We start from the raw sequence: 12,308 nt of genomic DNA, 5'->3' as shown, positions 1-12,308 counted from the left end.
GATAACCATCCAAAATCCATAATACTTCCTCCTCTATTTTTGTAATCCCTATCTATCTCTCAGCATTTTTAGCAATAAAAAAAAACAATAGACAATCACGCTATTGTTTATAATCAAACAATACCTATCTTGTCCCTACTCCGAGATAGCACTCCATCAAAACTTTAGGGTAAATTTTGATGACAGTCTTACGCCTATTAGACGTAAACCCAGCAAGCAGTTTTGGTTCTGCCCACTTCGGCATCGTTTCCTTTTGCTCTGCTTCTAAGACTTCCGGTCTCCACAGTGCTACTCTTAAACAATGCGCCTCTACCTCATCGAATCAAGATGAGGCATTTCTATTAAACTGTTATCGTTACTTTATCATAATAAATTTTTTTTGTCAAATATTTTTAATAAAAAACTAATCCTATCAATCCAGGCCCAGTATGTACACCTACAACTGCACTGATTTCTTCAACACTTACAAGTGCTTCTGGATATTTTTCTAGCAATGTTTCTTTTACTAAAACTGCTTCTTTTTTTGCATTTGCATGCAATACAGAAATATATTGTGGAATTCTTTTTTTGTCCTCATCCGTTTTTTCCAAAAGCATTCGTATAGACTTTTTACGTCCATTGACTTTTTTGACAGTTTCAATACTACCATCTTGTATCGTCAATATAGGTTTTACTTGCAATAGTTCACCCACGGTTCCACTGAAGTGACTTATTCTTCCACCTTTTCTTAAATGATCAAGCGTTCCAACAACAAAATCAACCTGTATCAATTTCAAAGTTTTCTTAATTACTTCAATTACTTCATCCACTTCTACTTCACTAGCTGCAGTTTTAGCGGCTTCCCATACAGTATATCCTAAGCCCATAGAAACTTGAAAACTATCTATGATTCTAATATTCATAGGTCCTTTATACTGTTCAGCAATATTTCTCACAACATTAAACGTTCCACTCAAGCCACTAGATATAAACAAACCAATAACATCTGTATAACCTTGCGCCTCTAAATCACTTATACCTTTTAAAACATCTTCTGGCGATGGAAGCGAAGTTTTCGGAATTTCCTCTACCATTTTTTCATATATTTCATCTGATGTGATTTCAATTTTGTCTCTGTATTCCTTTTCCTCAAATACAATTCTAAGCGGTATAACCTTTATTGGTAATTCTGATATATATTCAGCTGATAAATCACAACTCGAATCAGTTAAAATAGCTATTTTCGACATAAACTCCTCCTTATTTATGACAAATCTCGTGTCTTTTAGCTTTAAAAAATTCTCTTAAATTAGCCATTGCTCTTATCAATTCACAATCATCTGTCAAATTTACATCTTTTAATAAATTTTCAATCATTTCCTCATGAAAAGACTCATGTGCATCAAACACAACACGTCCCTTTTCTGTGAGTTGAATCAAAACAATTCTACGATCCCCCTCATCTCTATGCCTTTCAACATACCCTTTTTTTACAAGTCTGTTTATGGCTGTTGTAAGCGTTCCTACCGTTATATCAAGCCTCTCCGCTACTTTACCCATGGTTTTAGATGTTTCTCTTCCAATAGCCTCTATGGTATGTACTTCTGTCATAGTAACATCCTCATATCCCATATACTGCATAGCATTTTCCTCTATATTTAAGATATCATTAAATATCTCAACCAACATATCATTTGCAACTTTTTGAGCTTTTGCCACCGTTCTACCTCCTTTGCCCATTTGTTACTTAACTCTAACATAAAAAAAGGTTAGTGTCAATTCTTTTGACTGTCAAAGTTTTTGATTTGCCAAACTTTTTTCCAATCAATTTTGCTTTGTACTTTCATAATAAACTCCATACCACAGGCCTGTTCCACTAATAGTTATGGTATACACATTAAACGTCCTCATAATATCAAGTACCATTGCTAAACCCAAACGCATCAACAAAATCTCCTCATAGTATATATGTTCGCTTTCAAACTTATTCTTCTTAAAATATTCTTTCATCTCTCCAACATTGCTGAATTTATCGCACAATATTTTTTGCGCATGTTGCATTTTTGAAACCAAGTCTTTTCTAGTTAATATTTTCCCATGTTGATTTTTGTTACCAATCTCATCTGTCGCCTTCGTCATAGCTGTTCCAAGTCCAACACATTGAAGATTTCTTGATCTATAATCACTTATACCATCAATTTTCTTAGAAGTTGACTTTCTAACATATTCGTTGTAGTACCAAAATGATTTTTCGAGAGCTCTTTCATTTTTGCTTTTTGTAAAAAATATTTCTTTCAATGAATTCGTTCCCAACTTCAAATTGTAATTCAACAAAGTCCGAGTTCTTTTTCTATATTGAAGAATCTCAGTTGATGCCCCACCTTGGTCAATCAATAGCAAATCTTTACGCTTTCTGATGTGATTCCGACCAGAAAACATAAAAGCTTCCAATGTTAAAATTGCTTCTTCTTCTTGCTTTAATATCTTAATATTTATCTTTGCACGATCCTTAATTAATCTTACTATCGCTTTTCTATTTCTAGCGCGTCTATAAACCGCGGTTCCTACCGCATAAAGGATTTTAACTCCTAAATATCTGGCCTTTTCAACTTGTTTTATTATTACTGGTAATACCTGTCTTTCAAAATAGTCTTCATCTAAAATCAGTTGATCATTCAAACCATGAATAGTTTGTGTTAGATAACCTTTTCTATAGAAAAACTCAAAGTCAAAACCATCTGAATCTAGTGAATTTTTATCACCAATTAACAACTTCACAGCCCGAGAACTCAGTTCTAAAACACCAACTTTTCCACCGTCCGTTGAATTCAAATAATTTCGTCCCTCGCGCAAATTTACATTTACAGGTAACCAATTTTCTATGCTTCTTTTTTTCCTGCTCTCATAGTATTTCATTATCGCGCCAACCCCATCTAAAAAATCTAACGATTATCTCCTTTTTCCATAATCTCCTGTTCTTTTATAACAAACAAAAATCCATTTTGGTATAAACTCATTTTCGGATCATTTAGCAACACTTTTATGTGCATTTTACCTGTTTCCAAAGTTCTTTCAATTTTATAATTTTCTTTTTTAAAATAGAAAAACAATTTCCCATTCTCTATCATTTTAACAAAGCCAATATCATTGCTACTTTGAATACAAACTATTTTGCCAATTTTCAAATCATCAAGTATTGCATCTAATTTATCATACTTAGCTTCTTTTTTAGCTTCGACAATTATTTCTCTCTTGTACTTCACCCGATTAACAAATATCAACATTAACATGAAAACACACCCCATGGTTGCAATGCTAAATATCCCTCCAGATAAGCTACTATTATTATAAAGATAATAACTATATGCAAACACCCCTAAAAAAGCTATATTGAATGCTATAGAAACTGCATCTATAATTCTAAATTTTTTTAATATTTTGTCCTGATAATTAAACATAATTTCCTCCTATATTATTTTATTTGCAATTTTTACTCTGCTATAAAATAAATTTTGTAACCTACTTTATTTTTGCTTTATTTTATTATACAATATGTTCTTGAATAAATGAAGAAGGGAGTTTTTTTTATGTGGTATGATAAGAGATTTCATAGTCTAAATTATGCTCTAAGAGAACATTTTGATTGCAAAATAATAAAATTATCTATAGACGGGGGGTTCACCTGTCCAAATAGAGATGGTTCAATAGCTAAAAACGGCTGTATATTCTGCAGTGAACAAGGTTCTGGAGAATTTGCATCATCTAGCTCATTGTCTATAGAAAACCAAATTGAAGAGCAAATATCTTTACTTTCAACAAAATGGCCTAACGCAAAATATATAGCTTATTTTCAAAATTTCACATCTACTTACGGATCTGTTGAGTATTTGAAAAAAATATATGACTCCGCTTTATCTTGTAACAATGTAGTCGGATTAGCTATTGCAACTCGTCCAGATTGTCTTAGTATAGAAGTTTTAAATCTTTTAGCTGAATTTAACAAAAAAACATTTCTCTGGATTGAATTAGGCCTTCAAAGTATACACAAATCATCCGCTGACTTCATACGCCGTGGATATTCTCTAGATGTTTTTGACAACGCTGTCAATAATTTAAATGAGCGCAATATAAAATCTGTCGTACATATCATCTCAAATTTGCCGACAGAATCGAAAGAAGACTACTATTCAACTTTAAAATATTTAAATAAAAAACCAATATGGGGCGTAAAAATACATATGCTACACATATTAAAAAACACAGATTTAGAAAAGTATTATTTACAAAATCCTTTCTCTCTAATGAATCAAGATGATTATATAAATCTCATAGTTCATAGTTTAGAAATTCTCAGACCCGATATAGTAATTCATCGCATAACTGGCGATGGAAAAAAGGAAGATTTAATTGCACCGCGCTGGACTCTTAATAAAAGAGCTGTTTTAAACGGTGTCGATAAATTGCTAAAATCTAGCGATAGCTATCAAGGTAAACTTTACAACCCATAACATCTCCCTCACAAATTCAGTGAGGGATTTTTGCTTTATAATTTAAAGAGTATGAAGCTTCGTCTCTTTTCCCTTTTTCCAGTAAATAACCTCTCCATTGTAGGTAATTGTAAAAACATGAGTTTCATTAATCGCAATAAATTGAACATGCTCTATTTCATCCACTAATTTAGGCTGCCTAGCAACATTGTTTCCCTCGTAAGATCCCCAAACGTATACTTTACCAAATCTGTCTAATGCCATTCCATATTCTCCACTTGCACATACTTGAACTATCTCTATCAAACCTCTAATTTCAGTCGGAAAAGATTCATCTACTTTATTGTTCTTTCCTAGCTGATATTCATCATTTTTACCCCAACTGTAAACTTGACCCGAATCAGTTAGAGCCAGCGAAAAATAATCTCCTACTGCTATATCCTTACATGCTTTTAGCCCTATCAATACTGGTGCTTTTTTGTTTCCTCTTGTACCATCTCCAAGCTGCCCATGATTATTTAACCCCCATGACATTATATTTCCATTGATAAGCAATGCTACAGTATGGTCCATACCTACTGCAACCTCTTTAACTCCTATTATATTCTTTACTTCTGATGGTTGATTTTGAGCTACTACCGTTCCATTTCCCAATTGACCATACTTATTATTTCCCCATGCATACAATTTTCCTGAAAAGCAAAGTGCCATAGAAGTACTTCCACCAGCAAATACACGTTTTGCATCATATAAATTTTCAACACGAATCAGTTCATTAGAGCTTTCTAAAGTTCCATCACCTAGTTGCCCCTGCTTATTATTTCCCATTGCAAAAATTCTTTGATCGTACGTCCCAAATAATATGTGATTATCTCCAGCATCTATAGATTGTATGCTATAGCCTTCAAATGGCTCATAACGTTCATACTCACCATTCTCTTCTAAAAAATAACTCAAGCAATTTCCATTCTTAAGTAATACAAAAAAACAATTTTCACCTGCAGAAATTTCTTTTACACCTTGTTCCTCCTGTACTAAGAATACTTTTTCTGCCCATTTCGACCAGTTTTTATTACTATCTTGTATCTTAAGTCTAACAATATGTTCTCCAGGTTCATCATAAAAAATTTTTTTATTCTCCCAAACAACATCTTTTATAGCTCCATCCTCTGTTATTGATTCCTTATAGTTCCATCCGATTTGAGTCGTTGTTGTCAAATTAACATCGGGCATCATAGTTATAATTGCCTGTGGTTCAACCTCACTTCTCTTCAATTTTATAAAACCTAAGTACAATATTCCTCCCTCGTAATAAGAATCTGTACCTAGTTCTCGAATTATACTCTCAGCTCTCGTCTCCTCAACACTGTAAACGATTAGATGTTTTCTATCTACACTAAGTGAATAGCCACTTCTATTTAATGGCGCTTTATAAAATTCACCTAACTCTTTTATACTGGTTGGCAGCGCCCCTTCTTCCTTTTTATATTCCATCATAGCAACCTTTATGGTTCTATAGTCCTTTATTATTGAATCTAATTCACCATTTTCTTCTACTGTTTCTTCAACTCTACTCATAAAATAAAATCCTGCTAATATTATCAGCACTATGATTAAACTCACAATTAGTATAATCTGCAAAATATTCACCTCTCATCAGTACTTTTTATCACTATCTCTATATTTTATCATTTAAATACAGCTTATCCTAGATTTTATTTATATTAATTGATAAAATATAGATAAACAAACTAATGGTCTAAATATATTTCTAAATTTAAATTAAAGGAGATTTTTTATGAAAACATTTGCCAAGCACAGACTTATTGAAATTACTATAATTATAATTTTAGCAATTCTTCTAATTATTATTTCAAACAAAAAAATATATGAAGTCCGTCTTGCCGAGACATCTATTGGTTACACAGACAATACAGAACACATTGATGAAATCCAAAAGCAATTAATATCTGAAGTCGCCTCAACATACAATTTAGAAACCATTTCTCCAGAAAAATCGTTTACTTATGTACAAACAAACAAGCGAGGAAAATCCGTAACATCAGATGATTTATTATCTGCAAAAATTAGAAAGCACCAGTCTTACTCATTAGATGGTTTTGCTCTTTTAATCAATGGGAAAAACTTTGCAAACTCAGCTAGACGTTCAAACCTAGAAACTATAATATCAAATGTTAAAACACATTTTATGGGCGAATTCGATGCACCAGAGCAAGTTGTCTTTGAAGAAACTCTGGAAATTCAACCAGTAAAATTAAATTTAAATGAACTTTCTACAAAAACAGAGCTTCTCGCCTTAAATGAACTTCTAATAAACGGCATTAATACTACTGATAAATATATAGTTCAAAAAGGTGATACTGCCAGTGCAATTGCTAAAAAACATAATATGGAATTGTTTGAGTTAGAAGAAGCTAACCAAGATATCAATTTGAGCAAACTAAAAATCGGGCAAATACTAAATATATCAAAACCAGAAAAAGTATTACATCTAAAAAAATAATATATGATACCCCCCTTGATATTTTCTATCCAGGGGGGTATTTTTATTCATTTTCTAAAAATGATGTTATCTTATTTGACCACTCAATTGCATCCATATAATAATTAGGTAACTTATTTATACTTATTCCAATCTGATCAGCCATTATGCTTACTTCGTCCCATGACCCTTTCTCATAGTTAATTATAAGCTGATACAATGTGTACATCTCGTTTTCTTCTCCGAGCATAGCCGCCTTTATATCTTTTGCTAGTGGCAGTTCGTTTAAAATATTGTCCATTGGTCTATCTAATAATGTATCAATCAGTGAAAACATGCCCATCATACTAATTTCAGTTTTTCTACCCTTATATTTAGTATTCATGGCAATAATTTCAGCTAGTTTTGATCTAAATATCGCAATCTTAAAAAGTTCATTAGGCTTTTCTTTATTAAGTCCTTGTATAAGCAATAAATTTGTCCATCTCTCAATTTCTCGAAGCCCTAACATAACCAAACCATGCTTTATAGATTTTATTTCGTTACCACCTACAACAAATCTATTAACTAATTTCAAAAGTTTATAAGAAAGAGCTATATCTGACTCATAAATTTCGGCAATTCTATCATAGTTTGGATTTTCTTTATTTATTTCATTCATTATTCGAATATAATTAAGACCTATCCCCGATACTCTCTTACCTTTCATTATTTTAGGTTTACTAAAAAAATACCCTTGATAATAATCATATCCCCATTTCAAAGCGCTCTCAAATTCTTCATGAGTTTCTACCTTTTCCGCCAAAAGCAACTTACCTTGAGCCTTATACTTTCGTGCAATCAAAGCTCTCTTAGGTGGCGAATTGAGCATAAAATCAACTTTAATTATATCTGCTAGTTTTATTAGACTTTTATATTTATACCCACATACAAAATCATCTAAGGCTAAAAGGTATCCTTTTTTCTTAAGTTCTAAACATTTGTGAATTAATTTTCCATCAGGAACTATGTCCTCTAGCATTTCCACAACTAATATTCTTTGATCAAATAACTCTGGAACACCTCTTTTTATTAATTCTGAATTGAAATTAATAAATGCCTTTTTGTTATTGACTAATTCGTCAAATCCTATCGAAAAATAACTATTTTCAAGCACTTTTGTGGTCGCCATGTTATCATCTAATACATCAGCTCTATTAGATTCGCTATTTTCTCTATACAATAACTCATAAGCAAAAACTTCTTTTTTTCTATTAAATATTGGCTGTCTTGCTACAAATATATCCATGACCTTACGCCCCCACTAAGATAACTCTGCAAAAAACTTCCACAAAGCATCAATTAATTCACTCTCGCAAATTTGCTTTTCGCTTGACTTCACAACATAGACATTGTCCGTCTTTTCTATTTTATACCCATCTAGCTTCATATTATCGATAAGCGCAACAATTTGTCCTATAGTAAGTAATGGAATATCCTTTCCTTCTGATGCAATTATATCTGCTTGAATATAATTACCTTGCTTTTTATAATCTTCAAAATACCAATTTTGAATTTTCAATAGTTGTTCTTCGCTTGCTAATTTCAAATCCTTTATTTCTAAATGTTGTTTCATATTTCCTACTCCCCAAACTTAATTTTCTTCTATTGTATCAAAATTTCATTTTAAATGTAATAAATTTAAAATAATAAAATTTATTTATTCTAGTAATGAACAATAATGTGCTTAAATGTCATCGAAAGTTTATTTTTATAACTGCAATAAATAAAAAAAGAAGCCAATGGCTCCTTTACTTAAAGTATTTATAATATCTTAGCTAGAAAATTTTGTGCTCTTTCACTTTTTGGATTATTGAAAAATTCAATCGGAGCTGCCTCTTCTACAATTTGCCCTTCATCTAAAAATAGTATCCTGTCGGCAACTTCACGTGCAAATCCCATTTCATGGGTTACTACTGCCATTGTCATTCCTTCTTTGGCTAAGTCCTTCATTACATCTAACACTTCTCCTACCATTTCTGGATCCAATGCAGATGTCGGTTCGTCAAAAAGTAGTATGTCTGGCTCCATCGCTAAAGCCCTAGCTATCGCTATTCTCTGTTTTTGACCACCAGATAGACTTTTAGGATATGTGTCTTTTTTATCTAAAAGCTGGACTCTTTCAAGTAAATTTACACCTATTTTTTGCACTTCATTCTTCGGCTGTTTTTTTACATTTTCTGGAGCAAAGCAAATATTTTCTAAAACAGTCTTATGAGGAAATAGATTAAAGTTTTGGAAAACCATTCCCATGTTTTTTCTAATTTCATCAAGTTTTTTTTCATTTTTTTCGATTTTAGAGTCCTTAAAAAATATCTCACCATCATGTATTTTTTCAAGACCGTTTATACATCTTAAAAGCGTACTTTTTCCCGAACCACTAGGTCCAATAAGTGCTACAACTTCGCCACTTTTTATTTCTAAATTTACGCCCTTTAAAACTGTTTTGTCGCCATATTTTTTTACTAAATTCGAAAGTTTAATCATAAGCTAGCCCCTTCTCTATTCTTCCAACAATTTTTGAAAGTACAAATGTAATACAGAAATATATACCAGCAACTATTATAAGAGGTCCAAATGGATCAAATGTAGCCCCTCTAACTGTATTTGCTCCGTACATCAAATCATGAACTCCAACAACTGAAACTATAGCTGATTCCTTTATCAATGTAATAAATTCATTTCCAAGCGCTGGCAATATATTTTTAATTGCCTGTGGTAATATTATACTTTTCATACTTAAACCATAGCTCATACCAAGTGATCTAGCTGCTTCCATCTGTCCTGAATCAACAGACTGTATGCCAGATCTAATTATCTCAGCAATATATGCTGAGCTATTTATTGTAAGTGCCAAAACACATCCTAATAAATCAGTTGTTTTGATGCCTATATAAGGCAAACCATATACTATTATAAAAACTTGAACTAATAGGGGTGTTCCTCTGACAAACTCAATATAGCAGGCAATAATCTTTGATAGAATTTTGCATCTTGATAAACGTCCAATTCCAATAAGTGTCCCTAGAATAGTTCCAGCTAATACTCCTAGTAGTGACACTAATAATGTCACTTTCAACCCCGATAGATATATCGGATAGTACTTCTCTAAAATTTCTATCATAAAACTACTCCTCTATTTCTGATAACTCTAAACTTTTAAGTAAGAATTCTTCCATTAAGCCTTCTTTTTCAATTCGTTCTAACGAAGTATTTATTGATTTAACTAAATCTTCATTTCCTTTTTTGATCGCAACTGCAACTCCATTATCATCCGCCACATATTTGGGATCGACCACTGCTAAATCCTCATGCTTTTTAGCATATGCTTTTGCAACATCTAGCTCAACTACTACAGCATCTATCTCGCCTGCTTTTAACTTCATAACCAAATCTCCAAGTTTTGCTAGTCCAACAAATTGCTCTTCTGGCGTAACGCTCTTTACTATTTCCTCTTGCAACGTTCCTCTTTGCGCTCCTACTTTAAGTGTAGCCAAATCATCTACACTATTAACTTTTCCTTCTAAATCCTTTTTTAATATTATTCCTTGATCCGCACTATAATAAATATTTGAAAAATCTATTTCCTTAGCACGCTCTTCAGTTGCAGTCATACCAGATATAACAAAATCCACTGATCCACTCTTTAGCGCTGCTATAAGACCACCAAAATCCATATCCTTAATTTCTAACTCTTTTCCTAGATCTTTTGCTATCTCTTTTGCAATATCAATATCAAAACCAACTATTTTGTCCTTCCCGTCTTCTACTAAATGAAATTCATATGGTGGATAGTCTGCTGATGTCCCTAATATTATTTTTTCTTTTTTGTCTTCAGTACATCCTCCCAGAATAATCATCATCACCATTGCCCCTAAAAACATTAAAATCTTACTATTTTTCATTATTTATTCCTCCCTCATAAAAATTCTATTGAGTGTTATTATACACGCAAAAAAGTATTTATGCAATAAGTTTTTGAGATAATATTAGTTTTTTTCTATATTTATACCATTTTATTTTTCGTTTCTTCACTTTGTTTAGTTGTTGACAATATTTTATATACCGGTTTCCTAATGCCACATGCTCTATCTATATATTTATACACCGCTTGAGTATTTTCGTTTTTTATAATTATTAAAAGGATCAGAATTTTCGGAAAATAACTTGTTACGTTTTTTTATTAATGCTTGTATTTTTCTGACAATTATTCTATAATAATAACGTAGTCGTTAGGGAAGCGGCTCAAAAATTCAAGTATTATGGAGGTATTTTCATGGAAAAAGGTATCGTAAAATGGTTTAACAACACAAAAGGTTTTGGATTCGTTACATTGGGTGATGGCAATGAAGCTTTCGTTCACTATTCACAAATTCAATCTGAGGGATTTAAAACTCTAGAGCAAGGACAAGAAGTTGAATTTGAATTAGTTGATGGCGATAAAGGTTTACAAGCCGTTAACGTTACAAAATTATAGTAAAAAACAAAGGGCGTATCTAAAAGATTCGCCCTTTATTATTGCATAAGTATAAATTTCAGTATTTATTTTTTCTCAGTTTCTTCAATTTTGAATCCATAACATCCGTGCACTGGTGTTACAAACATAAATGCAAGTCCGTCTGCTCCAAATTCCGAAAAAAATTCTTTCAACCTTTTAACAACTTTATCAAGCTTTTCCTTTTCTCTCACAACCGAAATCATCGTCTTACTATAAGGTCTGTCTCCTTCTAATATACGCTTTATACTAGAAAACATAACCACATCTAATTGATGTTTCAATAGTGTTCTTCCTAAACCAACACTATCTAATGTCGTAGCTCCAACTTTGCATTCATAAAATATCTCATGCACTTCATCCACTAGATAAATATCATTTAATATCAAAAATATGGCATACATATCCTCATCTCCCCTCTATAGGCTTAAATCACCTCCAAATCCAGCAATATAAATATTATAGGCCTAAAAGACCTATTGTCGCTGTGTATTGTTTATCTAAAACAAATTTCAAATGCTTCTTCTCTTCTGACATTATCACTGATAATTCATCAACCGCTAAATCAGGATAAATGCTACGCAATTGATCTATAAACATTATTCCATCTCGCTCTACTTTTTCCGCCAATATAAGCGCATCTTCCTTAGCAAATCTTTTACGTACCTTATCATTTGTAAATACATTAGCCTCTATCAATGTATCTGTATACAACGCTTCCTCTTCACTAAGATTTACCATGCCATCATTTGGCAAATTTTCTAATAACTTAGAATAAATCATTTTGTGCCTAGCTTCGTCTTTT

The 12,308-nt window shown here is 32.1% G+C and carries 15 protein-coding genes and 1 riboswitch; of the genes, 3 read left to right on the top strand and 12 right to left on the bottom strand.

Annotation, left to right across the window (positions count from 1 at the left end; all coding sequences use genetic code 11):
- Positions 1 to 138: 138 nt before the first annotated feature.
- Positions 139 to 320, bottom strand: a riboswitch (Lysine riboswitch).
- A gap of 72 nt (positions 321 to 392) precedes the next feature.
- From N4A40_06600 to N4A40_06585, 4 genes are all read right to left on the bottom strand, one after another.
- A complete protein-coding gene (locus tag N4A40_06600) occupies positions 393 to 1,229 on the bottom strand; it encodes a DegV family protein (GenBank protein ID MCT4661516.1) in 837 nt (278 codons plus the stop codon).
- 10 nt (positions 1,230 to 1,239) lie between these two features.
- Positions 1,240 to 1,698, bottom strand: coding sequence for a MarR family transcriptional regulator (locus tag N4A40_06595; GenBank protein MCT4661515.1), 459 nt, complete (start codon positions 1,696 to 1,698; stop codon positions 1,240 to 1,242).
- Positions 1,699 to 1,803: 105 nt separating this feature from the next.
- On the bottom strand, positions 1,804 to 2,895 hold the full coding sequence (locus tag N4A40_06590) for a hypothetical protein (protein ID MCT4661514.1): 1,092 nt from the start codon (positions 2,893 to 2,895) through the stop codon (positions 1,804 to 1,806).
- A 26-nt stretch (positions 2,896 to 2,921) separates the two neighbouring features.
- Entirely contained in the window at positions 2,922 to 3,437 is a 516-nt protein-coding gene (locus tag N4A40_06585; GenBank protein MCT4661513.1) for a hypothetical protein, read from the bottom strand.
- Between the two features lie 129 nt (positions 3,438 to 3,566).
- Between N4A40_06585 and N4A40_06580 the strand changes: the two genes are divergently transcribed.
- Positions 3,567 to 4,487 carry a TIGR01212 family radical SAM protein gene (locus N4A40_06580; protein ID MCT4661512.1) on the top strand — a complete coding sequence of 307 codons (921 nt, stop codon included), beginning with the start codon at positions 3,567 to 3,569 and terminating at the stop codon, positions 4,485 to 4,487.
- A 42-nt stretch (positions 4,488 to 4,529) separates the two neighbouring features.
- On the opposite strand, the gene N4A40_06575 is transcribed toward N4A40_06580, so the two are convergent.
- Positions 4,530 to 6,107, bottom strand: coding sequence for a hypothetical protein (locus N4A40_06575; protein ID MCT4661511.1), 1,578 nt, complete (start codon positions 6,105 to 6,107; stop codon positions 4,530 to 4,532).
- 157 nt (positions 6,108 to 6,264) lie between these two features.
- Between N4A40_06575 and N4A40_06570 the strand changes: the two genes are divergently transcribed.
- Positions 6,265 to 6,990 carry a LysM peptidoglycan-binding domain-containing protein gene (locus tag N4A40_06570; protein ID MCT4661510.1) on the top strand — a complete coding sequence of 242 codons (726 nt, stop codon included), beginning with the start codon at positions 6,265 to 6,267 and terminating at the stop codon, positions 6,988 to 6,990.
- A 43-nt stretch (positions 6,991 to 7,033) separates the two neighbouring features.
- Here N4A40_06570 and N4A40_06565 read toward each other — a convergent pair whose 3' ends face one another.
- The 5 genes from N4A40_06565 to N4A40_06545 form a co-directional block, all read right to left on the bottom strand.
- Entirely contained in the window at positions 7,034 to 8,257 is a 1,224-nt protein-coding gene (locus N4A40_06565; GenBank protein ID MCT4661509.1) for an EAL domain-containing protein, read from the bottom strand.
- Positions 8,258 to 8,272: 15 nt separating this feature from the next.
- Positions 8,273 to 8,584: a hypothetical protein gene (locus tag N4A40_06560; protein ID MCT4661508.1), complete on the bottom strand. Its 312-nt coding sequence runs from the start codon at positions 8,582 to 8,584 to the stop codon at positions 8,273 to 8,275.
- 188 nt (positions 8,585 to 8,772) lie between these two features.
- On the bottom strand, positions 8,773 to 9,495 hold the full coding sequence (locus N4A40_06555) for an amino acid ABC transporter ATP-binding protein (protein MCT4661507.1): 723 nt from the start codon (positions 9,493 to 9,495) through the stop codon (positions 8,773 to 8,775).
- Positions 9,488 to 10,132 carry an amino acid ABC transporter permease gene (locus tag N4A40_06550; GenBank protein ID MCT4661506.1) on the bottom strand — a complete coding sequence of 215 codons (645 nt, stop codon included), beginning with the start codon at positions 10,130 to 10,132 and terminating at the stop codon, positions 9,488 to 9,490. Before N4A40_06550 ends, N4A40_06555 begins: the two co-directional genes overlap by 8 nt.
- Positions 10,133 to 10,136: 4 nt before the next feature.
- Entirely contained in the window at positions 10,137 to 10,913 is a 777-nt protein-coding gene (locus N4A40_06545; protein ID MCT4661505.1) for a transporter substrate-binding domain-containing protein, read from the bottom strand.
- 371 nt (positions 10,914 to 11,284) lie between these two features.
- Here N4A40_06545 and N4A40_06540 point away from each other — a divergent pair, with 371 nt between their 5' ends.
- Positions 11,285 to 11,485 (top strand): cold-shock protein, encoded by a 201-nt coding sequence (locus N4A40_06540; protein MCT4661504.1) that lies wholly within the window; start codon positions 11,285 to 11,287, stop codon positions 11,483 to 11,485.
- Between the two features lie 65 nt (positions 11,486 to 11,550).
- On the opposite strand, the gene N4A40_06535 is transcribed toward N4A40_06540, so the two are convergent.
- Positions 11,551 to 11,907 carry a hypothetical protein gene (locus N4A40_06535; GenBank protein MCT4661503.1) on the bottom strand — a complete coding sequence of 119 codons (357 nt, stop codon included), beginning with the start codon at positions 11,905 to 11,907 and terminating at the stop codon, positions 11,551 to 11,553.
- A gap of 55 nt (positions 11,908 to 11,962) precedes the next feature.
- Positions 11,963 to 12,308, bottom strand: a 346-nt coding sequence (locus N4A40_06530) for a hypothetical protein (protein MCT4661502.1), incomplete at its 5' end; no start/stop codon positions are given.

Source organism: Tissierellales bacterium (genome assembly GCA_025210965.1).
GTDB lineage: Bacteria > Bacillota > Clostridia > Tissierellales > JAOAQY01 > JAOAQY01.
Note: the sequence above shows the minus strand (reverse complement) of the source record. Positions and strands in the feature narration are given on the sequence as shown.

Coding starts and splice junctions, on each gene's coding strand:
- N4A40_06600 (MCT4661516.1), bottom strand. CDS start 1,229: ATGTCGAAAATAGCTATTTTAACTGATTCGAGTTGTGATTTATCAGCT.
- N4A40_06590 (MCT4661514.1), bottom strand. CDS start 2,895: ATGAAATACTATGAGAGCAGGAAAAAAAGAAGCATAGAAAATTGGTTA.
- N4A40_06585 (MCT4661513.1), bottom strand. CDS start 3,437: ATGTTTAATTATCAGGACAAAATATTAAAAAAATTTAGAATTATAGAT.
- N4A40_06580 (MCT4661512.1), top strand. CDS start 3,567: ATGTGGTATGATAAGAGATTTCATAGTCTAAATTATGCTCTAAGAGAA.
- N4A40_06570 (MCT4661510.1), top strand. CDS start 6,265: ATGAAAACATTTGCCAAGCACAGACTTATTGAAATTACTATAATTATA.
- N4A40_06565 (MCT4661509.1), bottom strand. CDS start 8,257: ATGGATATATTTGTAGCAAGACAGCCAATATTTAATAGAAAAAAAGAA.
- N4A40_06560 (MCT4661508.1), bottom strand. CDS start 8,584: ATGAAACAACATTTAGAAATAAAGGATTTGAAATTAGCAAGCGAAGAA.
- N4A40_06555 (MCT4661507.1), bottom strand. CDS start 9,495: ATGATTAAACTTTCGAATTTAGTAAAAAAATATGGCGACAAAACAGTT.
- N4A40_06550 (MCT4661506.1), bottom strand. CDS start 10,132: ATGATAGAAATTTTAGAGAAGTACTATCCGATATATCTATCGGGGTTG.
- N4A40_06545 (MCT4661505.1), bottom strand. CDS start 10,913: ATGAAAAATAGTAAGATTTTAATGTTTTTAGGGGCAATGGTGATGATG.
- N4A40_06540 (MCT4661504.1), top strand. CDS start 11,285: ATGGAAAAAGGTATCGTAAAATGGTTTAACAACACAAAAGGTTTTGGA.
- N4A40_06535 (MCT4661503.1), bottom strand. CDS start 11,907: ATGTATGCCATATTTTTGATATTAAATGATATTTATCTAGTGGATGAA.